Origin of the sequence: Curtobacterium sp. MCPF17_011, assembly GCF_003234145.1 — a bacterium.
In the GTDB taxonomy this organism is placed as follows: Bacteria; Actinomycetota; Actinomycetes; order Actinomycetales; family Microbacteriaceae; genus Curtobacterium.
In genome coordinates this window covers 19,675-42,616 of record NZ_QKSK01000013.1, presented here as the reverse complement: position 1 = coordinate 42,616, position 22,942 = coordinate 19,675, and the positions used below count along the sequence as shown (strand labels likewise).

Annotated in this window: 30 protein-coding genes; 12 read left to right on the top strand and 18 right to left on the bottom strand. The window is 71.2% G+C overall.

Features of this window, described 5'->3' with window-relative positions; genetic code table 11:
• On the top strand, nt 1-480 hold the full coding sequence (locus DEJ25_RS14440) for a DUF6264 family protein (protein ID WP_110904953.1): 480 nt from the start codon (nt 1-3) through the stop codon (nt 478-480).
• A gap of 56 nt (nt 481-536) precedes the next feature.
• Nucleotides 537-1,418, top strand: coding sequence for an aldo/keto reductase (locus DEJ25_RS14435; protein WP_111045130.1), 882 nt, complete (start codon nt 537-539; stop codon nt 1,416-1,418).
• A gap of 83 nt (nt 1,419-1,501) precedes the next feature.
• Here the strand turns inward: DEJ25_RS14435 and DEJ25_RS14430 are convergent, their stop codons facing one another.
• Nucleotides 1,502-2,017, bottom strand: a complete 516-nt coding sequence (locus DEJ25_RS14430; protein ID WP_111045129.1) for a hypothetical protein — start codon at nt 2,015-2,017, stop codon at nt 1,502-1,504.
• 125 nt (nt 2,018-2,142) lie between these two features.
• Between DEJ25_RS14430 and DEJ25_RS14425 the strand changes: the two genes are divergently transcribed.
• Nucleotides 2,143-3,120, top strand: coding sequence for an NAD(P)H-quinone oxidoreductase (locus tag DEJ25_RS14425; RefSeq protein ID WP_111045128.1), 978 nt, complete (start codon nt 2,143-2,145; stop codon nt 3,118-3,120).
• Between the two features lie 51 nt (nt 3,121-3,171).
• Here the strand turns inward: DEJ25_RS14425 and DEJ25_RS14420 are convergent, their stop codons facing one another.
• From DEJ25_RS14420 to DEJ25_RS14385, 9 genes are all read right to left on the bottom strand, one after another.
• On the bottom strand, nt 3,172-3,918 hold the full coding sequence (locus DEJ25_RS14420) for an amino acid ABC transporter ATP-binding protein (RefSeq protein WP_111045127.1): 747 nt from the start codon (nt 3,916-3,918) through the stop codon (nt 3,172-3,174).
• Complete coding sequence (locus tag DEJ25_RS14415; protein ID WP_111045126.1) at nt 3,915-4,793, bottom strand: amino acid ABC transporter permease; 879 nt, start codon at nt 4,791-4,793, stop codon at nt 3,915-3,917. Before DEJ25_RS14415 ends, DEJ25_RS14420 begins: the two co-directional genes overlap by 4 nt.
• Nucleotides 4,794-4,800: 7 nt before the next feature.
• On the bottom strand, nt 4,801-5,622 hold the full coding sequence (locus DEJ25_RS14410; RefSeq protein ID WP_110905073.1) for an ABC transporter substrate-binding protein: 822 nt from the start codon (nt 5,620-5,622) through the stop codon (nt 4,801-4,803).
• Nucleotides 5,623-5,728: 106 nt separating this feature from the next.
• A complete protein-coding gene (locus tag DEJ25_RS14405) occupies nt 5,729-5,920 on the bottom strand; it encodes a hypothetical protein (RefSeq protein ID WP_110905074.1) in 192 nt (63 codons plus the stop codon).
• 16 nt (nt 5,921-5,936) lie between these two features.
• Nucleotides 5,937-6,074, bottom strand: a complete 138-nt coding sequence (locus DEJ25_RS16800) for a hypothetical protein (protein ID WP_181421699.1) — start codon at nt 6,072-6,074, stop codon at nt 5,937-5,939.
• An 84-nt stretch (nt 6,075-6,158) separates the two neighbouring features.
• On the bottom strand, nt 6,159-6,656 hold the full coding sequence (locus DEJ25_RS14400; RefSeq protein ID WP_258366516.1) for a cupin domain-containing protein: 498 nt from the start codon (nt 6,654-6,656) through the stop codon (nt 6,159-6,161).
• Nucleotides 6,653-8,044, bottom strand: a complete 1,392-nt coding sequence (locus tag DEJ25_RS14395) for an amidohydrolase family protein (protein ID WP_375334566.1) — start codon at nt 8,042-8,044, stop codon at nt 6,653-6,655. The genes DEJ25_RS14400 and DEJ25_RS14395 overlap by 4 nt, the downstream gene beginning before the upstream one ends.
• Nucleotides 8,041-9,768, bottom strand: a complete 1,728-nt coding sequence (locus DEJ25_RS14390; RefSeq protein WP_111045125.1) for an adenosylhomocysteinase — start codon at nt 9,766-9,768, stop codon at nt 8,041-8,043. The genes DEJ25_RS14395 and DEJ25_RS14390 overlap by 4 nt, the downstream gene beginning before the upstream one ends.
• A 28-nt stretch (nt 9,769-9,796) precedes the next feature.
• Nucleotides 9,797-10,753 (bottom strand): PrsW family intramembrane metalloprotease, encoded by a 957-nt coding sequence (locus DEJ25_RS14385; protein WP_258366515.1) that lies wholly within the window; start codon nt 10,751-10,753, stop codon nt 9,797-9,799.
• 75 nt (nt 10,754-10,828) lie between these two features.
• On the opposite strand from DEJ25_RS14385, the gene DEJ25_RS14380 reads away from it, so the two are divergent.
• From DEJ25_RS14380 to DEJ25_RS14370, 3 genes are all read left to right on the top strand, one after another.
• Complete coding sequence (locus tag DEJ25_RS14380; RefSeq protein ID WP_111045146.1) at nt 10,829-11,092, top strand: glutaredoxin domain-containing protein; 264 nt, start codon at nt 10,829-10,831, stop codon at nt 11,090-11,092.
• 117 nt (nt 11,093-11,209) lie between these two features.
• Nucleotides 11,210-11,491: a GlsB/YeaQ/YmgE family stress response membrane protein gene (locus DEJ25_RS14375; protein ID WP_110905077.1), complete on the top strand. Its 282-nt coding sequence runs from the start codon at nt 11,210-11,212 to the stop codon at nt 11,489-11,491.
• A gap of 131 nt (nt 11,492-11,622) precedes the next feature.
• Nucleotides 11,623-12,027 carry a hypothetical protein gene (locus DEJ25_RS14370; RefSeq protein ID WP_111045124.1) on the top strand — a complete coding sequence of 135 codons (405 nt, stop codon included), beginning with the start codon at nt 11,623-11,625 and terminating at the stop codon, nt 12,025-12,027.
• Between the two features lie 95 nt (nt 12,028-12,122).
• Here DEJ25_RS14370 and nadE read toward each other — a convergent pair whose 3' ends face one another.
• Nucleotides 12,123-12,944, bottom strand: coding sequence for an ammonia-dependent NAD(+) synthetase (gene nadE, locus DEJ25_RS14365; RefSeq protein WP_110905079.1), 822 nt, complete (start codon nt 12,942-12,944; stop codon nt 12,123-12,125).
• Nucleotides 12,945-13,048: 104 nt separating this feature from the next.
• Between nadE and DEJ25_RS14360 the strand changes: the two genes are divergently transcribed.
• Nucleotides 13,049-14,005 carry a DMT family transporter gene (locus tag DEJ25_RS14360; RefSeq protein WP_111045123.1) on the top strand — a complete coding sequence of 319 codons (957 nt, stop codon included), beginning with the start codon at nt 13,049-13,051 and terminating at the stop codon, nt 14,003-14,005.
• Between the two features lie 57 nt (nt 14,006-14,062).
• On the opposite strand, the gene DEJ25_RS14355 is transcribed toward DEJ25_RS14360, so the two are convergent.
• The 6 genes from DEJ25_RS14355 to ykgO all read right to left on the bottom strand — a co-directional run bounded on the left by DEJ25_RS14355 (nt 14,063) and on the right by ykgO (nt 18,409).
• On the bottom strand, nt 14,063-14,446 hold the full coding sequence (locus DEJ25_RS14355) for a VOC family protein (protein WP_111045122.1): 384 nt from the start codon (nt 14,444-14,446) through the stop codon (nt 14,063-14,065).
• Between the two features lie 160 nt (nt 14,447-14,606).
• The gene (locus tag DEJ25_RS14350; RefSeq protein WP_111045121.1) at nt 14,607-15,434 is read right to left on the bottom strand and encodes an ABC transporter ATP-binding protein; all 828 of its coding nucleotides are present in this window, start codon (nt 15,432-15,434) and stop codon (nt 14,607-14,609) included.
• Nucleotides 15,431-16,450 (bottom strand): iron ABC transporter permease, encoded by a 1,020-nt coding sequence (locus tag DEJ25_RS14345; RefSeq protein ID WP_220033235.1) that lies wholly within the window; start codon nt 16,448-16,450, stop codon nt 15,431-15,433. Before DEJ25_RS14345 ends, DEJ25_RS14350 begins: the two co-directional genes overlap by 4 nt.
• Nucleotides 16,447-17,223, bottom strand: coding sequence for a trans-aconitate 2-methyltransferase (locus DEJ25_RS14340; RefSeq protein WP_111045120.1), 777 nt, complete (start codon nt 17,221-17,223; stop codon nt 16,447-16,449). Before DEJ25_RS14340 ends, DEJ25_RS14345 begins: the two co-directional genes overlap by 4 nt.
• On the bottom strand, nt 17,220-18,224 hold the full coding sequence (locus DEJ25_RS14335) for an ABC transporter substrate-binding protein (RefSeq protein ID WP_111045119.1): 1,005 nt from the start codon (nt 18,222-18,224) through the stop codon (nt 17,220-17,222). Before DEJ25_RS14335 ends, DEJ25_RS14340 begins: the two co-directional genes overlap by 4 nt.
• Nucleotides 18,225-18,286: 62 nt before the next feature.
• A complete protein-coding gene (gene ykgO, locus DEJ25_RS14330) occupies nt 18,287-18,409 on the bottom strand; it encodes a type B 50S ribosomal protein L36 (protein ID WP_110905085.1) in 123 nt (40 codons plus the stop codon).
• A 41-nt stretch (nt 18,410-18,450) separates the two neighbouring features.
• Here ykgO and DEJ25_RS14325 point away from each other — a divergent pair, with 41 nt between their 5' ends.
• Together DEJ25_RS14325 and DEJ25_RS16795 are read left to right on the top strand one after the other, a co-directional pair.
• A complete protein-coding gene (locus DEJ25_RS14325; RefSeq protein ID WP_181421700.1) occupies nt 18,451-19,530 on the top strand; it encodes a GTP-binding protein in 1,080 nt (359 codons plus the stop codon).
• Nucleotides 19,531-20,222: 692 nt separating this feature from the next.
• On the top strand, nt 20,223-20,375 hold the full coding sequence (locus DEJ25_RS16795; protein WP_181427459.1) for a hypothetical protein: 153 nt from the start codon (nt 20,223-20,225) through the stop codon (nt 20,373-20,375).
• Nucleotides 20,376-20,391: 16 nt separating this feature from the next.
• Here the strand turns inward: DEJ25_RS16795 and DEJ25_RS14320 are convergent, their stop codons facing one another.
• Nucleotides 20,392-21,021, bottom strand: a complete 630-nt coding sequence (locus DEJ25_RS14320; protein ID WP_111045118.1) for a TetR/AcrR family transcriptional regulator — start codon at nt 21,019-21,021, stop codon at nt 20,392-20,394.
• Nucleotides 21,022-21,106: 85 nt separating this feature from the next.
• Here DEJ25_RS14320 and DEJ25_RS14315 point away from each other — a divergent pair, with 85 nt between their 5' ends.
• From DEJ25_RS14315 to DEJ25_RS14305, 3 genes are read left to right on the top strand one after another with little or no spacing between them, the layout of a single operon-like run.
• Nucleotides 21,107-21,517: a nuclear transport factor 2 family protein gene (locus DEJ25_RS14315; protein WP_111045117.1), complete on the top strand. Its 411-nt coding sequence runs from the start codon at nt 21,107-21,109 to the stop codon at nt 21,515-21,517.
• Nucleotides 21,517-21,930: a DUF6640 family protein gene (locus tag DEJ25_RS14310; RefSeq protein ID WP_111045116.1), complete on the top strand. Its 414-nt coding sequence runs from the start codon at nt 21,517-21,519 to the stop codon at nt 21,928-21,930. Before DEJ25_RS14315 ends, DEJ25_RS14310 begins: the two co-directional genes overlap by 1 nt.
• Nucleotides 21,927-22,859 (top strand): NAD(P)-dependent alcohol dehydrogenase, encoded by a 933-nt coding sequence (locus tag DEJ25_RS14305; RefSeq protein ID WP_111045115.1) that lies wholly within the window; start codon nt 21,927-21,929, stop codon nt 22,857-22,859. The genes DEJ25_RS14310 and DEJ25_RS14305 overlap by 4 nt, the downstream gene beginning before the upstream one ends.
• The last annotated feature ends 83 nt before the right edge of the window (nt 22,860-22,942 follow it).

The window sequence follows — 22,942 nt, the reverse complement described above, 5'->3', positions numbered from 1 at the left end:
ATGACCTGGTCGAACGTCCCCGGAACCGGACCGCAGCGGCACTCTGAGGCAGAGCGTGTGGCGTGGGAGCAGGGTGCCACGTCGCTGTTCCCGCCGGGCAGGATCGCCGACCGCGTGTCGACCGTCCTCCTGCTGGCCGCCGGTGCGGTCCTCACCGTGGTCGCGGCCGTCGCCGGCGTCATCGCGGTCGCGTCCGCGGCGACCTCCTGCGGCTCGTCCGGAGTCTCCTGTGCGCCCGGCGGGTTCATCGGCGGTGCCGTCCTGGCCGTCGGCGGGGCCTTCGTCGTCGGCGTGGTCACCCTGGTGTTCGCGATCCGGGCCTGGATCCGTCGTCGCACGTCCTGGTGGATCGCCGGCATCGGGTTCGTCCTCACCGTCGCCGTCGTCACCTGGGGCACGGTGCTGTTCGCACAGGCCCTCGACCAGCAGGGCTCCGGCCGTGACGGAGGCGCCGGGACTGCGGAACTGCGGACCTCCTGACCTCGAGCGGTGAGCCCGCTGGACGCCGGATCCGCCGGCCGGCGCATGCTGGGCGGATGAAGCAACGAGTCATCGGAGACACGTCCGTCAGCGCCATCGGACTCGGCGGCATGCCGATGTCCATCGAGGGGCGGCCGGACGAACGGCGCTCCGTCGCCACCATCCACGCCGCCCTCGAGGCCGGCGTCACCCTCATCGACACCGCGGACGCCTACCACCTGGCCGCCCACGACGAGGTCGGGCACAACGAGGAGCTCATCGCGAAGGCCGTCCGGGAGTACTCGGGCGACACCTCCGCGGTCCTCATCGCGACCAAGGGCGGGCACCTCCGACCCGAGGCGGGCGCCTGGGCCCAGAACGGCGACCCGGCGTACCTCAAGGAGGCGGCGAAGGCCTCCGCGAAGCGCCTCGGCGTCGACGCGATCGGCCTCTACCAGTTCCACCGCCCGGACCCCGCCGTGCCGTACGCGGACTCGGTCGGGGCGCTCGCCGAGTTGCTCGACGAGGGCGTCATCCGCATGGCGGGCATCTCGAACGCCACCGTCGACCAGATCCGGGAGGCGAACGAGGTCCTCGGCGGTCGGCTCGCCTCGGTCCAGAACCGGTTCTCCCCCGTGTTCCGCTCGAGCGAGCCGGAACTCGAGCTCTGCGACGAGCTCGGCATCGCGTTCCTGCCGTGGAGCCCCCTCGGCGGCATCGGCGGCGCGGCGGACCTCGGCACGACGGCGGAGGAGTTCGCCGTCCTCGCCCGCGAACGCGACGTCACCCCGCAGGTGATCGCCCTGGCGTGGGAGCTGGCGAAGAGCGACGTCGTCGTCCCGATCCCGGGAGCGTCGCGTCCGCAGTCGATCCTCAACTCCGTCACGGCGGCCACCGTCAAGCTGCGGCCGGAGGACGTCGCCCGTCTCGACGCGTCGCGACCGGACCAGGCGGCGTAGTCGGCCGGTCCACCGGACGCACCACGGGCCTCCAGGCTGCTCGGCCTGGAGGCCCGTGGTGCGTCACCGACGTGCGTCGCGGCTCAGGACGCGCAGGTCGAGTCGAAGTCGGTACCGGCGGTCTGGACCGCGGTCGCGGAGTCCTGGAACGCCGACAGGTCGGCGGACTTCGGGTCCTTCGTGATCACCTCGAGACGGGTCACCATGTCGCCGTAGGCGCTCTGGAACGCCTCGGCCTTGCCCTTCACCTCGGTGTTCGTCACCGCGTCGACACCGTCGTCGATGCTCGAGTCGAGCTCCTTGAGCTTCGCGACCGCGGCTGCCGGGTCGGACTGCAGCTTCGCGGCCTGGGACTGCAGCCCCTCGGCGGCGGACCGGACCTTGCTCTCGAAGGCCTGGCACGCGTCCGCCTTGGACTGACCGCCCGAGGCACCGGCGGCCTTCGTCGGGGCGCTCGACGACCCGCCCGAGCTCGCACCGGTCGTCGCCCCCTGCGACGACGAACCCGTCCCCGTCGTGCTGCCGCCACCGGAACAGCCGGTGAGCAGGACCGCGGCGAGTGCGGCGGTCGCGAGGACGGTGAGGTGCTTCGTGGACATGGGATCCCCCTGGGTTCGCGACGTGTCCCTGATCGGACAGGTTCGCGACCGACAGTACCGACGGCTCCCTCCGGGCGGCCGGTCGCGGGACGGGAGCCGGACGGGCGGGCGCGTACGGTCGAGGGATGCGTGCGATCACGATCACCCAGCCCGGCGACGTCGACGTCCTGACCCTCGGCGAACTGCCCGACCCGGTCCCCGGTGACGGCGAGGTCCTCGTCGAGGTCGCCGCCGCCGGCGTCAACAACGCCGACCTGCAGCAGCGACAGGGGAACTACCCGCCGCCGCCCGGAGCCTCGGACGTGCTCGGGCTCGAGGTGTCCGGCACCGTCCGTGCCCTCGGCGTGGGCGTCACCGAGTGGGCGGTCGGCGACCGGGTCTGCGCGCTCCTCAGCGGCGGCGGGTACGCCTCGCTCGCCGTCGTCCCGCAGGCGCAGCTGCTGCCGGTGCCGGACGACCTGGACCTGGTGTCCGCGGCCGGGCTGCCCGAGGCGGCCTGCACCGTCTACTCGAACATCGGGATGCTCGCCGGACTTCGGCCGGGTCAGACCCTGCTGGTGCACGGCGGGACCGGTGGGATGGGGTCACACGCGGTGCTCTGGGCGAAGGCCCTCGGCGCCCGGGTGGTCGCGACCTCCGGTGGCGAGCGGAAGGTCCGGGCCTCCCGCGAGCTCGGCGCGGACCTCGTCGTCGACCACCGGGAGGAGGACTTCGTCGAGCGGGCGCTGGCCTTCACGGACGGTGTCGGCGTGGACGTCGTCCTCGATGTCGTCGGCCCGTCCTACCTGCACCGGAACCTCGAGGTCCTCGCGCCGAACGGCCACCTGGCGATCATCGCCGCGGGTGCCGGACCGGACGCGACGCTGCCGATCGGGCCGCTGATGCGGAAGCGCGCGACCGTCAGCGGCACGACGCTCCGGGCACGTCCCGCTGCCGAGAAGGCGGAGATCGTCGCCGCCGTCCGTCGGGACGTGTGGCCGTTCGTGGCGGACGGTCGGGTGCGACCGGTCGTCGACGCGGTGCTGCCGATCGGCGACGCGGCCGAGGCGCACCGCCGACTGGCGTCCGGCGACGTCATCGGCAAGCTGCTGCTCGCGCTGTAGCGGGGTCGGGGTCGGGGTCGGGGTCGGGGAGGTCGGCGAGGCCGCGCCCCGCTACGCCCGGACCCGCGCCAGGAACGTGCGGAGCGCCGGGTGCTGCGGGTCGTCGAGGACCGCCGCGGGAGCGCCCTGCTCGACGACCTCGCCACGGTGCAGGAACACGATCCGGTCGGCGACGTCCCGGGCGAAGTGCATCTCGTGCGTCGTCATGAGGATCGTCGAGCCCTGCTGCTTGAGTTCGGTGACGAGGTCGAGCACCTCGCCCACGAGCTGCGGGTCGAGCGCACTCGTGACCTCGTCGAGCAGGAGCAGCTCCGGGTCCGACGCGATGGCGCGGACGATCGCCACGCGCTGCTGCTGCCCGCCGGACAACCGGTCGGGGAACGCGCCGGCGAAGTCACCGAGTCCGATCCGGTCGAGCAGGCGGCGCGCGTTCGCCTCGGCCTCCGGACGGGAGGCCCGGTGCACCTTCCGCGAGGCCAGGGTCACGTTGTCGAGGACGCTCATGTGCGGGAACAGGTTGAACTGCTGGAAGACGACGCCGATCCGGGCACGTGTGGCGTCCACGTCGACGCGGGGGTCGGAGACGTCCTCGCCCTGCAGGAGCACCTGGCCGTCGTCGATCCCCTCGAGCAGGTTCACGGTCTTCAGCAGCGTCGACTTGCCCGAGCCTGATGCCCCGATGACGCAGATCACCTCGTGGCGGTGCACGGACAGGTCGATCCCGCGCAGGACCTCCTGGCCGCCGAAGGACTTGCGGAGGCCCCGCAGTTCGAGGACGGGAGCGGTCTCGTCGGTCACACCGCGCCTCCGATCTGTTCGCGCTGCTGCTGCTTCCGGGCGATCGCATCGGTGACCCGGATGAGCGGCAGGCTGATGAGGACGAAGAGCAGGCCGGCGACCAGGTAGGGCGTGAAGTTCGTCTGCTCCGCCTGGGCGATCTGCGCGCTGCGGACCGCGTCCACGGCACCGAGGATCGAGACGAGCCCGACGTCCTTCTGCATCGACACGAAGTCGTTCATCAGCGCGGGCGTGACCTTGCGGATCGCCTGCGGCAGCACGACCAACCGCAGCGTCTGGGCGTGGGACAAGCCGAGCGACCGGGCGGCCAGGCGCTGGGACGGGTGCACCGCCTCCATGCCGGCACGGAGCACCTCGGCGACGTACGACGAGTAGGTCAGCACGATCGCGATCGTGCCCCAGAACTCCGGTGCCAGGCGCGGGAAGACCCCGAGCCCGGGCAGGCCGAAGCCGACCAGGTAGAGCACGATGATGAGCGGCAGTCCGCGGAACAGGTCCGTGTAGCCGGTGGCGAGCATCCGCAGCGGGAAGAACACCGGGTTCCGCAGACCACGGACGACCGCGAGCAGGGTGCCGAGGACGGCGACGCCGATGCTCGCGAAGAACAGGATCCGGACGTTCAGCCAGAGCCCGAGCAGGACCTCCGGCAGGGTCTCCCACGCCACCTGCGGGTCGAAGAAGGACTGCTGCACCGCCGCCCACCCAGGGGTGTTGACGACGCCGAACCAGACCAGCGCGACGACGACCAGCGTCGAGACGACGGAGACGGTGACCGATCGGCGACCACGCTGCCGACGGTAGAGCTGGCGTTCGCGCTCGACCTGGCTCGGCGCCGGCATGACCAGCGGTGTGCCGGCCCCTGCGGAAGAGGTCATGCCCGCGTCACTTCAGGACCGGGGTGTTCGTCTCGGAGGACAGCCACTTCGTCTGCAGGTCCTGCAGCGTGCCGGCGTCGTCGAGCGAGTCGAGCGCCTCGTCGACCTTGCTGGTGAGCTTCGAGCCCTTCGGCAGCACGATGCCGAACTGGTCGCCCTCGCCGTCGGCGGGGAACTGTGCCGACACGGTGCCGCCGTCGACCTGCGAGGCGGCGATGTAGAAGGCCGTCGGCAGGTCGGTGACGATGGCGTCGATCTGACCGGACTTGAGGGCGAGGACGGCGTCGTCGTTGGAGTTGAAGACCTGCGGCGTCACGCCGAGGACGTCCTTGACGCTCTGGATGCTCGTCGACCCGGCGGCCACGCCGATGGTGTCCTTCTTCAGGGCGGCGACGGTGGTGTCCCCGGCGGCGGCGGACGACTTCTTCGTCACGACCGCCTGCGTGGTCGTGTAGTACGCGGAGGACATGTCGACGGCCTTCTTGCGCTTTGCGTCGATCGAGAACTGCTGCAGGTTCAGGTCCCAGTCCTTCGCACCCGGTGCGATGGCGCTGTCGAAGGTGCTGCGCTTCCAGACCACGTCGCCCTTGCTGTAGCCCATCTCCTTCGCGACGGCGTACGCCAGGGCGGCCTCGAAGCCCTTGCCGGACTGCGGCTCGTCGTCCTCGACCCAGGGCGAGTACGCGGGCTGGCCGGTGGCGATCGTGAGCTTGCCGTCGGTGACGGTGCCGGCAGCGTTGTCACCACCGCCGGACGAGCAGCCGGCGAGGGCGGTCGCGGCGACGAGGGCCGTGGCGAGGGCGATGGTCAGGCGGAGGGGTCGGGTCACGGTCTGGCCTTCGTCAGAGGGGAACAGGGCAGGAACCGAGTGTACTGGCCGTGGGATACCAACGGCCGCTCGACGCGGTTCCTGCCCCGAACGTGACGCTCCGGCCTCAGCGGCGCCGCCGCGCGTTGATGGCAGCACCCGTGTAGATGTTGGCCAGGAACAGCGCCACACCGGCGGACAACCCGGTCACCCAGCCACCGGATGTCGTCGGCACGTTCATGGCGAACACACTGCAAGCCACCAACGACGCACTGACCGGGATCGCGACCGGCAGCCGGAGCAGGAACGGGATGGACACGCGGTGTCCACGACGCTCAGACACAGCGGGGTGCCCGTGACCCGTTGAACGGGTAGACACGCAGCGACTTGCTCCCACGTCGGACTCCGTTGGTCGCGACCGCGAAGGTCACCCCGGTGGCCAGGATCACCGTGGCTCGTCGGGATCGCATCATGGTCAGGTCCTTCCGTCAGAGCCGGCTCGACCACCGGCCCGACGAACGGAGAACTCAAGACCTCCGCATGGCAAGCATGATGTATCAGTCGGCGAGGGTGAAGTCGTCGAACGAGAACCCGGGCGACACCAGGCAGCTGAGGAGCACCTCGCCCTCGTGCGGGATCGTCCGCTGCCAGACACCGCCGCGGGCGAACGCCTGTGCGTCGTTCACCCGGTCGCGCCCGGCATCCGGCCCGAGGGTGATCCGCGCGCCCGGCTCCGGCTGGTCCCCCGACCCGCCGAGTTCGAGCTCGACCGAGTCCGGCCCGTGCCACATCCAGATCTCGTCGCTCGTGACCCGGTGCCAGGCAGAGGCCTCGCCCGGGGGCAGGAGGAAGTGGATGAGCGTCGCCGCGGGTCGCTCACCCGCCGCGGTCTGCACGGTCGCGGGCGAGGTCCACGTCCGGACGTACCAGCCGCCCTCGGGGTGCGGCTCCATGCCGAGCGCGCGCGCCCGCTGCGGGACGTCGAGCCACTCGATGAGCTCCCCCGAGACGGTGCGGCGGGCGACCATGCCGGGGCGGGGTGCGGTGTCGGTCATCGGGACTCCTTGCTGGGGGTGGTGGAGGGGCCCGGGGTGACCCGGGCAGAGTCGGCTGCCCGGACGACCCCGCGGATGACGGTCGCGGCGGCACGACCGGCCCCGTCCTCGACGAGTTCGGCGAGCGCGTCGGGCACCGTGCGGGAGTCGACGTCGAACACGGCCAGGTCGGCACGGGCACCGACCGCCAGGTGTCCGGTCCGGTCCGGTCCGACCGCCAGGCCCATCGCGTGCGCCCCGCCGAGCGTCGCCGCCGCGAGCAGTCGCTCGTGCAGGTCCCGCCCGGAGTACCCCTGGGCGCGGGCGATGCGGTGCAGGGCGGTGACGTCGGCCATCGGGTCGAGGGACGGCGACGACGACAGGGAGTCGGTACCGACGGCGATCGGGCTGCCCTCCCGCAGGTAGTCCGCGACGGGCGGCGGGTCGAGTCCGATGACGGCGTTCGACCGTGGGCAGAGTGCGACCGCGGTGCCGCGGGCCCGGAGCAGCGCCCGGTCGACCGCGGTCATGTAGACGCCGTGCGCGATGTGGCAGTCGGGGCCGAGCACGCCGAGCCGGTCGACGAACGAGGTCGCACTCGCCCCGAACCCGAGGGCCCGCATCGCCCGGAAGGACGGCACGTTCGCCAGGTGCCAGTCCGCGCCGTGGCCGACCCCGGCGACGCCCTCGAACCCGGGGACCGGCTCGACGGCGGCGCGCTCCCCCTCGAACGCTGCTTCACCGAGGTGCAGGTGCAGACGGAGTCCCCGCTGCCGGACGATGTCGGGCAGTTCCAGGAGCGGCGCCACGTCGAGCGAGTAGGGCGCGTGCGGGGACAGCCCGGCGCCGGGGGTGGTCGGCATGCGTGCGAGTTCGCCGAGCACCTGGTCGCGGCCGTGCTGCTGCCAGGCCGCGTTCTCCCAGTCCATCACCTCCCAGTAGGCGATGCCGCCGAGGCCGGCGTCCTGGAGGGCGCTCGCCGCTTCGAGGTCGGTGACGACGTCGGCGATGCTCGTCACACCGGCGGCGATGGACTGCACGGCACCGGCCGCGGCTTCGGCCCGCCAGTCGTGCGGCTCGGCGTAGACGGTGTTGAACGCGGACGCCCAGTCCTCGAATCCGTCGTACTGGGCTCGCCCAACACTGGCCATGCCGGTGTACTGCAGGTGTGCGTGCGCGTTGACGAGTCCGGGCAGCAGCGCCCCACGCCAGCGCCGCTCGGTGAACGGGGTGCCGTCGAGCTGGTCGACCACCCAGGACCGTTCACCGACGTGCAGGATCCGCCCGTCGCGCACGGCCACCGCCCCGTCGGCGATCGGCGGTGCGGTCATCGGCACGACGATCCGCGCCGAGTGCACGGTCGTCGTCGAGTCGGCCACGACCGGCGTGCCCACCCGCTGGTCGGTCACGCCGGGTCCCCGAACCGTCGGGTCCGGACGTCCGGCGCACGGTCCACGGGCTGCGCCGTGGGCCAGGTCGTGCCGACCGGACTGCCGGGAGGCTCGACCACCGTCCCGAACGCGGCGAGCGCCGCGCGGGCGGTCACCGCGTCCACCTCGGGGTCGATCGGCACGACGGCCCGCTCGAGTTCGTCCCCGCGTTCGACGAGCATCCGCACCGCCCCGAGCTGTGCCGCGAAGGACAGGTCCATGATCTCGATCGGGTTGCCCTCGGCAGCGGTGATGTTGATGCAGCCTCCGCCGTCGAGCAGCAGCACGTGCGCGCCGTCCGGCAGGCTGACCCGCTCGACCTTCCGCCCGATCTGCGTCCGGACGGCTCCCGCGGCGACGGCGTCGCCGATGGCGACCTCCTGGTCCACCCCGCCGGCGACCGCGACGACCGTTCCGGGAGCGCACGCTCGCAACACGGCGAGGCTGATCGTGTCCGGCACCCCGGAGGCGCTCATCACCAGGTCGGCGTCGCGCACGGCCTCGGTGAGCGGGGCCACGGCGTACCCGGCGAACAGGGCCTGCAACGCCCGGACCGGGTCGGGGTCCGCGACGGTGACCCGGAACCCGAGTGCGCGGAGCACCAGGGCGACCCCCTCACCGACGTGGCCGTACCCGGCGACGACGGCCGAGCCTCTCCCCACCGGCACGGCCGGCCGCACCGTCGTGTCGAGGCCGTCGAGCAGGTCGAGCGCGGCGAACACCGTCGATTGTCCGGTGCCGTACCGGTTGTCGAAGAACGTCTTGGTGCGGGCGTCGTTCACGGCGACGACGGGGATCCCGAGTTCGCCACCCGACGCCATGACGCGCAGCGGACGGAGGCCGCTCGTGGTCTCCTCGGCGGCCCCGAGCATCGTCGGCAGCAGCTCCGGTCGTTCCTGGCGCACCAGCCGGATGACGTGCGACCCGTCGTCGAGGAGCACGTGTGGGCGGGTGTCGAGCATCGCGAGCGCCAGGTCCCGCTGTTCCGACACGGACGCCGTGCTGCTCGCGTGCACCGGGATGCCGGTGCGGCGGAGGACGTCCGCGACGGCGTCGTCGGTCTCGTCCGCGTGGGCGTAGGCGACGACCTCGGCGCCCGCGTCCTGCAGCAGCAGGGCGAGCACCGCGGTCTTCGGCTCGAGGAACAGGCTGACACCGATGCGGGTGCCGCGGAGCACGCCGCCCTGCCGGAGGTCGTCGGCGACCGCACGCGAGACGGGCATGGAGCGGCGGGCCCAGCGGATTCGGGCCTCGGCGGCGGGGTCGTCCTCGGGGTCCCGGCCGGTGGAGACGAGGAACACGTCGTCCGAGGTCGTCGGCACGCCGAGCACGCCGGGTCGGGCGAGCGCGGTCGGGCCGAAGGCGTCCTCGTCGACGGCGGGCACGTGGCGGCCGGCGTCGATGACGAGCAGCGTCGAACGGCGCGGGCGGTCAGCGATGGCCTGCTCAACGGCCGTGACCGACTCTTCCGGGGTGCCGAGGCACCAGAGCTGGTCCACGCCCGTCGCGTCGTCAGCAGGACGGGCGCCGAGCCCCGTCAGCAGGTCGTGCAGGACGGCCACGTCCCGCGGGTCACCGCCGACGATGCGGAAGCGCCGGGCCGCGAGGAGCATGTTCGTCACCCGGGCGGTGTGCCTGACGGCAGCGGAGGCCCAGGCCAGCACGGCCGGGTCGACGCGGGCTGTCGGGTCGGCGCGCGGCATGCGCCCATCGTAGGGCGCTGCGGGCCCCTCAGCGGAGCGGGTGCGGCGGCGGCGACCCGGCCCAGGCACCCAGCTCCGCGTACTGCCGGGCGTCGAGGCGCCGAGCCTGCCGCCGGTAGTGCAGCAGCACGCCGACGAGCACGCCGACGCCGATGACGGACACGACGGCGAGCCCGGCGATGTACAGCGTCGTCACGACGCCGGCGAGCGACGACGGCACGTACCCGTTCTGCGCCGCCGAGAACGGCGTCCCGGTGAACACGAACGCCAGCAGGGTCGAGATCGTCGAGTTCGAGTCCCACAGCCCGTGCAGCACCGACACGACCACGTACGCGACGAGCACCGACCACGTCCACCGGAACTTCGGCCGCCCGTGCGCCACCCCGAACAGGACGGCCCCGAGGATCGCGGTCCAGAGGACGTGGCCGACCGGGGACAGCACGGCGCGGGCGACCTCGGTCTGCAACAGGGACGACAGGTCGATGCCGCGGGTGGTGATCGCGGCGTTGAAGGCGTAGCCGGCGGACTCGAACGCCGAGAACCCGGCCCCGACGGTCGCACCGAGGAGCGCCCCCTGCCGAGCGGTCTTCGGGCGGACCCGCCACCCGACGATGACGAGCAGCACGCCCTTGACCAGTTCTTCGACGAAGCCGACGAGCAGGTACAGCCCGGCCCCCGGTCGCAGGTCGGACTCCAGCAGCGACGCCCCGAGCACCCCGAGGACCCCGCCGACGAAGAACGCGGTGATCAACTGCATGGTGCTGACCGTGCCGGTGACCCGTTCGATGACGAACAGCACCACCGTGAACGGCACCAGGAAGCTGCCGATCAGGATGATCGTCGGCACCAGGTTCGTGTTCTGGGTGGCGATGGTGACGATGATCGTCACCACCCACAGCAGGAACCCGCCGAGAAGGGTCTTCCACCACCAGCCGTGCCGGTGGTGCGGGTGTGCGACGACGTGCACATCGGTCTCGAGCGTCATGGACCCCATCGTGCTCCCGCGCACACGGAGCCGGTCACCGGGAATACGGAAGGCGCGGTGGACGTAGTGACCGACATGACTGACGAGACGTTCGACAAGGTGACCATGTTCGGCGCGGACTGGTGCCGCGACTGCCGTCGTTCGAAGGCGCTGCTCGACCGCCTGGGCGTGGACTACGAGTACGTCGACGTCGAGGCCGACCTCTCGGCGGCCGACCGTGCCGAGGCGATCAGCGGCCGCAAGAACATCCCCGTCGTGGTCCTGCCGAACGGCAAGCACTTCGTCGAGCCGTCGGACGCGGAGTTGCAGGGCGAACTCGAGGCGTCCGGCGCGCTCTGACCCGGCCGGCGGCTTCCCTGGGAGGCCGCCGAGCCGAGCCCGTGTTGACTCGGGCCTCGGCCCTGAGCTCGGCGAACTGTCGCAGCATCGGACCGGCCGCAGAACAAGGAGAACAACATGGGTGTACTCGGCACCATCATCGGCCTCATCGTCGTCGGCCTCATCGCCGGCGCCATCGCACGGCTGGTCATCCCGGGTCGGCAGCACATGTCGATCCTGATGACCATCATCCTCGGCATCGTCGGTTCGTTCGTCGGCGGCTTGCTCGGCTTCCTGATCTTCCGCCATGACCTGGCGGACGGCTTCTTCCAGCCGTCCGGCCTCATCGGGTCGATCATCGGCGCGATCATCGTGGTGCTCATCTACACGCGCGTCGCAGGTCGCGGCAACCGGCGCTGACCAGCGGCACGCCGGCGCTGACGCGCTGACCACACGACGGGAGGCCCGGTACCAACTGGTACCGGGCCTCCCGTCGTCATGTGCACCGGTAGTCCGGAACGCGCGCAGGCGCCGAGCGTACGGTCCACCACATGACTGACGCGAACGACACCCGTCGCCCGGAGCAGGACGCCGCACAGCTCGGCCTCGTCGTGGTCGGTGAAGCCGCCGCGCTCCAGTCCGGTGACGGAGCCGCGATGGACGCGAGCGAGGCGAACATCCGGGAGACCATCGACGAGCTCGTCGACGTGCCCCTGACCGACCGTCAGGAGGAGGTCATCGAGCGGCTCGCACAGGCCGGTGGCACACTGACGGCCGGACTCAGCGGCGCACTCGCCGCCCGGACCGGCAACAGCGTCGACGACGTCCTCGAGGGCGCTGCCCGGAGCATCCTCCGGCAGGAGCGCCTCGCCGAGGAGCGCGAGGACGCCGGCCCGCAGGACATCGGCCGACAGGACACCGGTCGCGACGACCAGGACGACCACCCGTCCGCCTGACGCCCGGACCGCCGATGGACGGACGGGAGGCCCGTCACCAGCTGGTGACGGGCCTCCCGTGTTTCCCCGGTCGTCTCCGCGACCGCGGCGCGAGGTCAGCGGCGCCACCACTCATCGAACGGTGTCGCCGGCACCTGACGCTTGTGCTCCGTGGCGCGGTAACGGGCCTCGATCGCCTCGGCGACCTCGACGGGGACGTCGTGGCCCTGCAGGTAGGCGTCGAGCTCGGCGTAGGTGAGGCCGAGGTTCGCCTCGTCCGTCTGGCCCGGCAGGTCGTCGAGCAGGTCGGCGGTCGGGGCCTTCTCGTACAGGCGGGCCGGTGCGCCGAGGTGCTCCAGCAGCTGGCGACCCTGGCTCTTCGTCAGGCCGGTCAGCGGGGTCAGGTCGACACCACCGTCGCCGTACTTCGTGAAGAAGCCGGTGACGGCCTCGGCGGCGTGGTCGGTGCCGACGACCAGGTAGCCGCGCTGCCCGGCCACGGCGTACTGCGCGACCATCCGCATCCGGGCCTTCACGTTGCCCTTGACGAAGTCACTCAGGGCGACACCGGCGTCCGCGGTGTCCTGGACGACCCCGTCGACTCCGTGCTCGATGTTGACGACGATGCCCGGGTCGGCGGCGATGAACTGCAGCGCGAGCTGGGCGTCGTCCTCGTCGGCCTGGACGCGGTACGGCATCCGGACGGTGGTGAACTCGGCAGCGTGTCCCTCGGCCCGGAGCGACTCGATGGCGAGCTGCGTCAGACGTCCGGCCAGGGTGGAGTCCTGCCCGCCACTGACGGCGAGGACGTAGCCCTTCGCGCCGGTGGTCAGCAAGTAGTCGCGCAGGAAGCCCACGCGCCGGGTGACCTCCTGCTCGGGGTCGATGGTCGGCTGGACGTTGAGGTCCGCGGCGATGGCGGCTTGGAGTTCTCGCACTCCCCCAGTATCCGCCCACGCCACCGTGATCCGCACGGGTTCTCGGCACCTGCTCGTGAACGGCATCCGGCCACTACGGTGGCCGTGACGACGGAGGTGCGACTGTGACGGACGGACGCCGCACCGGCCTGCTCGCGATCACGGTCACGTCGCTGCTCTGGGGCACCACCGGGACCGCGGCGACCTTCGCCCCGGACGTCGGCCCGTTGGCGATCGGGGCCGCGGCACTCGGGGTCGGCGGTCTGCTGCAGGCCGTGGTCGGCGCCCGGGTGCTGCATGGTGCGCGCACGCAGCTCCGGCACCGCCGCGGCCTCGTCATCGTCGGTGCCCTCGCGGTCGCCGTCTACCCGCTCGCGTTCTACAGCTCGATGCACACGGCCGGGGTGGCTGTCGGGTCGGTCGTGTCGCTCGCGTCCGCGCCCTTGGCCTCCGGGGTGCTGGAACGCGTCGTCGACCGACGCCCGCTCAGTCGCTGGTGGGTCCTCGCCGCCCTGCTCGGCGTCCTGGGCAGCGTGCTGCTCGGCCTCTCCGGACTCGACGACGCCGCGCGTCCGGCCGGGGAGACGCTCCTCGGGGTCCTGCTCGGGCTCGTGGCCGGTGCCGCGTACGCCGTGTACTCCTGGGTCGCACACCGCCTGATGGACGAGGGCGTCCCGCGGGCAGCGGCGATGGGGGCGGTGTTCGGCGGTGGCGGGCTCCTCCTCATGCCGGTCCTCGCCGTCACCGGGGCGCCGCTGCTGGCGACCCCGCAGGACCTCGCCGTCGGGGTGTACATGGCCCTCGTGCCGATGTTCCTCGGCTACCTGCTGTTCGGCCACGGCCTGACGACGGTCTCCGCGAGCACGGCGACGACGGTCACGCTCACCGAACCGGCCGTCGCCGCGGTGCTCGCCGTCCTGGTGGTCGGCGAACGGCTGACGGCGGTCGGCTGGGTCGGGCTCGGGGTCATCGCGGTCGTGCTCGTGGTGCTGGCGGTCGCCCCGACGAACGAGTCGGGCGACGCGGGCGACCCAGGGCGGCCGCCCGTCGACACAGGGTGGCCGCCGGTCGATCGGTCCTGACCCGCTGCCCTGGTCTCGTTCCGCGCGACCCGGCTGCCCGGGTCTCGCCCCGTGCGATCAGTGCTGCACCGAGAAGACGTTGCCGGCCGGGTCCGTGAACCAGGCGATGTCCGGCCCCATGTCGCGGGAACGCCCGCGGAGGACCTGGCGATCGTCCGCCCACTGTCCGCCGTCGATCGGCCGGACGCCGAGCGCTGCCAGGTCGTCGAGCGCCGTGTCGATGTCGTCCACCACGAAGTTGAGCACCGTGAAGGTCGCCGGGGCGTGGTCGGGCTTGCCGTACAGCAGCACCGGGACGTCCGAGCCTGGCAACAGGAGCTGCATCATCCGGCCGGGGACGAGGACGCGGACGTCCACGCCGAGGACTCCGGCGTAGAAGGCCACGGCAGCGTCGACGTCGTCGACGCTGAAGCCGCTGTAGGCGCTGGTGGGTCGGAACACGGGGCCTCCTCGTTCGGGTGCAGCAAGTGTGCACCGACGACGGTCCGACCGCACCAGCCGAGGCGTGCGACTGCTCGACGGCACGGAACGCCGAGCACGACCGCGACAGCGACATCGGACAGCGGACAGCCCGAGAACCGGCTGACCCGACGGAGCACGGTCAGCGCGCCCCTCCGGAGGCGGTGCCGCGGAGATCCACCCGGAGGCCCTCCGGGGTCTCACGCGTTCGGCCGCGCACCCGGAACACGCGCTCCAGCAGGTCCGGTGTGAGCACGGTCCGCGGTGCCCCTGCCGCCGCCACACGTCCCTCCGACAGCACCACCACGTGGTCGCAGTAGCGAGCCGCCATGTCCAGGTCGTGGAGGACGACCACGACGGTGCGGGACCCGTCTCGGAGCAGGTCCAGGAGCTCGAACTGGTGGTGCACGTCGAGGTGGTTGAGGGGTTCGTCGAGGACGAGCACCTCAGGTTCCTGCGCGAAGGCCCGTGCGATCTGGACCCGCTGTCGTTCGCCGCCCGACAGTCCGTTCCAGCGGCGTTGCTCGGTCCCCGCCATGCCCACCGCTGCCAGTGCCTCCCGGCAGATCCGGTCGGAGTCCGTGTCAGGACCGCCCAGGCGTGAGCGGTACGGCAACCGACCGAGGCGCACCACGTCGAGCACCCGGTGGTCGATCTCGGTGTGCCCCTGCTGTTCGACGAAGGCGAGACGGCGGGCCACCGACCGGCGCGGCAGCGCGTGCAGGTCCGCCCCGTCGAGCAGGACGGCCCCGCTGTCCGGAGGCGTGACCCCGGCCAGGCACCGGGCGAGCGTCGACTTGCCCGACCCGTTCGGGCCCACGATCCCGGTGATCGACCCGCGCGGCGCGACCAGGTCGACCTCCGCCAGGAGTCGCACGCCGTGGACGGAGCGCCCCACTCGTCGCGCCACGAGCACACCGGGTTCGGACCCGGCCGCGCGCTGGCCGGGCTCGGACCCAACCGCGGTCATGCGCGCTGCCCTCGGCGGAGGACCACCAGGAACGTCGGCACGCCGATGAGCGCTGTGACGACACCGACCGGGATCTGGTGCGGTGCGAACGCGAGTCGCCCGGCCAGGTCCGCGACGACGAGGAACACTCCGCCGGCGAGGGCGGACACCGGCAGCAGGAGGCGGTGGCCGGGTCCGACGAGCATGCGGGCGGCGTGCGGGACCACGAGTCCGACGAAACCGATCGCCCCGACGGCGGCGACGACCGCGGCGGTCGTCGCCGCTGCGCCGACGAGCACGACGACCCGCAGGAGCCGGACGTCGATGCCGAGGGCCACGGCGGCGTCGTGCCCGAAGACGAACGCGTCCAGCGCCGGCGCGACGGCGACGAACACGGCGGTCGCGACCGCGACCACCACGGCGCAGACCACCACCGAGGACCACCGCGCCGCCGCGAGGGACCCGAGCAGCCAGTACGTGATGCCGCGCGTCGCGTCCGCGTCACCCCAGGCCGTGACGACGAGGGAGGTCACGGCGGCGAACAACTGCCCGACGACGACGCCGGTCAACACGACCCGGCTGGTGCTCGCGGTGTCCCGTCCCATCAACGCGAACACCAGCGCGAACGAGACGAGCCCACCGACCAGCGCGCCGCCGGCCAAGGTGACGGATCCCGCACCGAGACCGAGCACCAGGACGAGGACCGCCCCCGTCGACGCACCGGACGAGATCCCGAGCAGGTAGGGCTCCGCGAGCACGTTACGGGTCACGGCCTGCAACACGCAGCCGCACACCGCGAGTCCCGCACCCGCTGAGGCCGCGAGCAGGACCCTCGGTAGTCGCAGTTGCCACACCACGGAGTCCGCGAGCCGGGGCAGCGGGGTGACCGGCAGACCGAGGTGGGTGCCGATCGACCGCACCGTGTCCACCCAGGTGATCGAGCCTCCGGCCAGTGCCACGCCCGCGACGACGACCACGACGAGCACGGCCATGAGCACCGGCACGACCACGGCACCGCGGAGCGCGGTCGGGCTCACCGGCGGGCGAGCACGACGAAGTCGTCGAGGTACTGCCACACCGGACCGACCTCGGTGAAGCCGGCGACCTCGAGTGCCGCGACGTGGAAGCCGAGGCTGAGTTCGGGGTTCGGCGGTCGGTGCTCGAACCGGCGCTCCCGCTCGGCGGCGAGCCGGCCGTACCGGTCGACCGCGGTGACCTCCGCGAACCACTGGTCCCAGTCGAGCGCGCCCGCCGCCCGGTCGGCCTGCTGGGTGCGCTCGTCGTCGAGTGCGCTGAGCTCGGCGAACAGCGTGCGGCCGTCGAGGTGACGGAGGTGGTCGGCGTTCAGCACCACACCACCCGGCGGCACGATCGACCCGAGGTCGTTGTAGACACGGCTGAGGACGTCCGACGGCAACCAGTGCAGGGCAGTCGAGCTGAGGACCGCGTCGGGGGTCGCGCCGTCCAGGCCCGCCGTCCAGTCGCGGTCCCAGAGGTCGGCGTCGACGAAGCGCACCGGCTGCCCGGCGAGCGCCGTCCGCCCGAGTTCGAGGAGCACCGGGTCGTGGTCGAGCGCGATGCAGGTGATGTCCGGCCGCCGGGCGACGACCCGCTGGCTGATCGAGCCGGGTCCACTCGCCAGGTCGAGGACGATGCCACCCTGCGGCACGACGTGGTCGACGACGTCGAGCATGATCGCGAAGCGTTGCTCGCGGTTGGTGATGTAGGCGGCCTGCTGGGCATCCCAGGCCGCGAGGAGGCCGAGCGCCTGCTCGGTCTCGGCAGGGGTGGGCGTGGTGGTCGTGGTCATCGTCGGTCCTCCGAGTACTCGGTCAGGGCGGTGGAGACGGTCTCCAGGGCGTCGATGCTCCGCACCGAGGGGTCGAGTTCCGTCGCCGGGACGGCGATCAGGTGGTCGTCACGGACGGCGCTGAGGTCCTTCGTGACGGCGTCGGACCGGAGCTGGTCGATCTTGTCGTCGGCGCTGTCGCCGGGCAGACCGCGGGACAGGTCGGCGACGACGATGACGTCCGGGTCGCGCTGCGCGATCTCGTCCCAGCTGGTCTCGCTCCACTGCGCATCCAGGTCGTCGAAGGCGTTGATCGCGCCCGCCACACGGCCCATGGTGTCGGCGAGCCCGTTCGCACCGGCCACCACCGGCGCCCCGTTGACCGAGGAGTAGAGCCAGACGACGGACGGTGCCCCCGTGTCCGAGGCTGCTGCCGTCACCCGCTCGAGGGTGTCCCGCTGCTCGGCGACGAGGTCGCGGCCCCGCTGCTCGACGTCGAAGACCCGAGCGATGTCGGTGACCTCGTCGAGGATCGCGTCGAAGCCGACCTCGTCGGGGACGAGCGCCGGGTCCTCGCAGTCGTTCGCGGACAGGTAGGCCGGGACGCCGAGGTCGATGAGTTCCTGACGACTCCCGGCAGCGTCGGACGCGAACGCAGAGGCGCGCATCGAGTAGACGAAGTCGGGGTTCGCCTCGCGGAGCTGCTCGGTGCTCGGGTACTGCTCGGCGAGCACCGGCACGTCGTCGTAGGCCGATCGCCACTCTGGGGCCACGGCGTCGGTGAGGTAGCTGGTCCCCACCATCCGGTCCTGCAGGCCGAGCGCCAGCATGACCTCGGTCGCGCCCTGCTCCAGGGTCACCGCCCGTTCGGGAGGCGCGGGAACGGTCAGCTGCATGCCACAGCTCGTCAGCGTGGAACCGGCCGACGGGGTCGTGGACGACCGACCGGACGCGGAGGAGTTCGCACACCCGGTGAGGGCGAGCGCCGCGACGACCACCGTTGTAGTGATAATGGTTTTCATGATCGTGACGCTAGAGGGAGACGGATCGGTCCGCCAAATCGCCCCGAGCGCGACGGCCGGTCTCAGCCTTGGCGCCCCTTGCCGCGCGGGTTCAGCTTGTTGATGACGAAGGTGCGACCGCGGCGGCGGACGACCTGCGCACCGGGCAGCTTCTTCAGGGACTTGAGTGAGTTCCGGACCTTCATGACGACTCCTTTTGATAATGGTTCTCACTAGAATAGTCGCCATGGACCGTTCCACGGAAGCCCGAGACACCGCCCGCCCACCAGCCCCGGCCCTCCGGGTCGCCCTCGTCAGCGGACTGGACCCGACGGAACGCGCCCGGGTCTCCCGGATGATCGCGGGAGTGCCGGCCGAGGACACCCCGACCAGCGACATCACGGACGAGACCGAGGACAGCGGGGAGTTCGCCCTCGTCCTCGCGGAGCGTGTGCTCGCAGCCGCTCATGCCGGCGCCACCGGCCGAACCGTCATCGAGCTCGATGCGGAGGCGGACGTGATGGAAGTGGGCTTCGTGCTCGAGGCCGAACTCGAGGGCCGACGCAACGAGGGCCCGCCGGCAGAACTACACGACCTCGTGACCGTGGCGCGGGTCCGAGACGTCCACCGCTGGTTGCTGTCGGCGGCGCCGGCCCCCGCCGTCGACTTCGTCACCGCCGAGTCCCTGGCGTCACAGATCGAGTTCGCCACGGTCGTCGTGCTCGCCGACGCAGCGGACGTGTCCCCGGAGCAGCTCCACAGCACCGTCGGCCTGGTGCAGCGCCTCAACCCGGACGCCGCCGTGGTCACGTCCGTCGCGACGGCGCGGCAGTCGACAGGATGGCCTGGAGGCCGGGGATGCGCCCGCCGCATCGGGCGGCGGATGGGGTGGACTCGAGCCCTCGCCGAGCCCGACCTCCCGGCAGCGTCCTGGAACGGGGTCGACGTCCTCGTGTTCCGGGACCCCCGACCGTTCCACCCGGACCGCCTGTTCGACGCGGTGCGGCATCGACTCGTCCCCGACCAGGTCGGCCGTGTCGCGCGATCGCGCGGGTTGGTCCAGCTCGCCACCCGCCCGGACCACCACGGCTCCTGGCGCAGCGCCGGCGACACGGTGTCCCTCGACCCCACGGGCATCGCGAGTTGGGATCCGGATGCGCCGGTCGGCCAGGAGATGGTCTTCTTCGGCGAGCACCTCGACCGCGAGGAGATCATCGCCGCCCTGCACGCATGCCTGCTCACGGACGACGAACTCCTCGCCGGCCCGACCATCTGGAGGCGGTACGGCGACCCGTTCCCGGCATGGCCACTCCACCACGACCACTGACGACCGCACCTGCACTCATCCGTGCACATGACGGAACCGGTCGAGCGGTCAGCCTTCGTGTCAGCTTCTGAGCGAACTTGTCAGCGCTGATCGGCCGACTCGAGCAGTTCAGGTGAGGAAGAAGGAGCAATCACAACTGTCAGTTCTTGACGGGCCGTGCAGCCCCGTCCTCTGTCGGGCCCGTCGCATTGCTCGTTGCGGGTGGCGTCGAACACCGCTGCGAGGGGCGGCTCCCGTCGCCAGCTCCACGCTCCACCTCGGCATGGCCATCGTCGGGAACCGCGGCCGCGCCAGAGATGGGCCCGCTGGCACCAGAACTCGCCGCGCAGTAGCAGACGAGGTTCCGCTGATGTCGCTGGGAAGCTCAGCGGGCAGACCCGAACGGCCATCGCATTCCGTCATGGAACTGCCCGTCATGAAAAGGCGGAGCCAATGCCCCCTACCCGTCAGGAGTCAACCGAACCTGCTCCAGCTTCGGTGGTCGCTCTCCGCCTGGCATGGACGGATCCTCCCTCTCAGTGCCCGTGCATCGGACGGGAGCAGGCCCAGATCAGTGAGCTTCGGCGGACGCTGCCTTCCGGTCGTGCATCGTGCCAGGCATCGTCGGAGCACTTGTCTGCAGTCTGCTGGTCGTCCCGCTGTCTTCGGACGCTTCGCGATGGGGCGCAGCGATCGCTTTCGGGGCGGTGAGCGTGGGAACAGGCATCATCGCGTTCTTCTGGATCGCGATGATGCTCGCTGCTCAAGGAGCGACGACGCCGTTCCTGGTCGTCCTTGCCCCGCTCGGCCTGGGAGTGCTCGTGTTCGGCCTCTCCCTACTCGTCCAGACGAGGATCGCCCAGTAGACGATCGCGAGCTCGACTAGTTCGAGGCTGCAGATTGCATCGCAAGTGTTTTCCGGAAGGCATCCGCGGTCCCTTCCACCAGGTCGGCGGGGTCGCTGGCCAGGATCCGACCGCTGTAGTAGCAGGCGACCGCCAGTTGCCCTGCAATGGTGGCAACGTCAACGGGGGCGTTCTGCATGATGAGCGCCTTCGTGAACTCGTTCGCGATGTACTGGTGCTTGACCGCTTCGCGCGCCCGCAGCTCCTCGTGCGCGTCGAGAAGCATTGTGTGCCGCCGGTACGTGGCAAGGTCCGAGATCGCTTGTGCGCAGAGTTGGAGGACAAGCGGTTCGAGCGCGCTCAGGGCGTCTCCGAGGGTTTGCACGGGTGGCGCGGGGTCCCAAAGAGCGGATGCAACGGTAGTGATCGCGTCGAACATGGCCTGCTCTTTGGCGAAGACGACTTCCGTCTTGTCGCCGAAGTGTCGGAAGAACGTCGTCCGGCCGACCTCGGCCCGTTCGGCGATGTCCGTGACCGAGACCGCGTCGAAGCCTCGCTCGGCGAACAACTCATCTGCGGCGTCGATGATCCGACTCCGCGCGGCACGCTGCTTCCGTTCGACCAGGGTCAGCGGGGTCGTGTCCGCTTCGGCGGTTGGCTCGGTCATGGCTTCAGTGTACCAACATGTGCCGGACCGGGTCCCAACTTGGACGGGGTGTGTTACGGTACTGAGTACCAACCAAGGAGGAGCAATGCTCTCTGCACACGATCGCTTCCAAATCTCCGAGACTCTCTCGCGCCAGGCGTTCGTGGTCGACGAGAACGCCCTGGATCAACTCGGTGAGGTGTTCACCCCCGACGCCACGTACGACATGACCAGTTCCGGGATGGGCGCTTTCGAGGGTCTGGAGGCCCTGCGAACCGCGGCGGGGCAGCTGTTCGCCTCCGGGCACGCACCGCTGTCGCACTTCGTGACGAACATCGTCATCGCGGAGACGGGCGAGTCGACGGCGTCGGTGCGGTCCAAGGGACTGATGATCATGGCTCACGGCGGCGTGCACGGCGTCGTCTACGACGACACGGTCGTCCTGCACGAAGGCCGCTGGCTGATAGCGAGCCGCGTCATCCTGCCCCTCCGTACGACATCCAGCGACGAGCACTGATGCGCATGGCGACGCTGGGCAAGGCACTGGTCACCGCGACCGCGGTGGCGCAGATGGTCGGCCCGTACGTGTTCGACTTCAACGAGACGCACATCTACAACGACTCCTGGCCTCCGCACGCGAAGTTCCACAACGCGCAGACCATGAGTTCCGGCGTCGCGTTGTCGATAGCGACCCTGGCGAACTTGTGGCGGCCGGGCTCCGGCCGTGTGGGCGTGGACGCTGCCGCGTTCGCGGCAAGCACCTACTGGCTCAGTCAGCTCTCGGCGTTCTTCTACCCGGGAACGGCAAGCGTGGACCCGCCCGGTGAGGACAATTGGCCGCAGCTCAAGTTCACCATCCCCATGCTGACCGTGATCGGCGTCGGCTGGTTCCTCGCACGCCGCGGGCTCGCTGGGACCCGGCAGCGATGAGGCGCCTGCAGTACCACCGCTACGGCGGTCCGGACGTCCTGGTGTTGGAAGACGCGGCCATCCCGCAACCAGGTCGACGCCAGATCCTTGTTCGCGTGCGTGCAGCATCGGCGAACGCCATGGACTGGAAGATCCGCAACGGCGAGATGCGGGTCATGACCGGCAGGAGGTTCCCACGCGGTGTCGGTCACGATTTCGCCGGTGTCGTCGAACATGTCGGAGAGGGCGTCACCCGCTTTCGGGTAGGCGACGCGGTCCTCGGCGCGGCGCGCTTGCAGCATGCAGGAGCGTTCGCGGAGTTCGTGATCGCCAACGAACGATCCGTCGCTTCCAAGCCCGACGACCTCTCCTTCGAACATGCCGCGACCCTGCCGGTGGCCGGCCTCACCGCCTACCAGGCGGTCACGGCGGCCGGCAAGCTCCGACCTGGACAGCGCATCTTCATCAACGGCTGCCTCGGCGGAGTCGGACGAATCGCCGTCCAGGTCGCACTCACGGCAGGCGCGACCGTGGCCGGTAGCTGCCGGTCGGGAACGGAAGCCGAAGCTCGTCACCTCGGCGTCGACCCCGTCGTCACGTTCGACACAGATCCTGTTCCGCGCACCGGCCGGTTCGACGTGGTCTTCGACACGGCAGGGACCCTGCCCTACGGCGTCGCACGCCAGATGCTCACCCTCCACGGATGCATCATCGACATCGTCCCCGCGGCATCGAAGTTCGCCCGCAGCGTCCTACCCGGCCCCTTCAAGGCGTTCATGGCCCGCCCCGACAGCGAGGACCTCCAGCGCGTCGCCGACGCCGCCGGACGAGGCGAGATCGTCACCCGCATCGCTCGTGCCGTCGCCCTCGACGACGCCATCCCCGCCCTCGCGGAGCTGGAAACCGCCCCCACCTCCGGCGGCGGAAAACTCGTCATCACCATCGACTGACCTGCGGGGTTCACCCGCGCCGCGTCGACGCTCCTCGATCGAGTACCCCGTTCGACACCATCACCCCACCTGGAGCTACAACG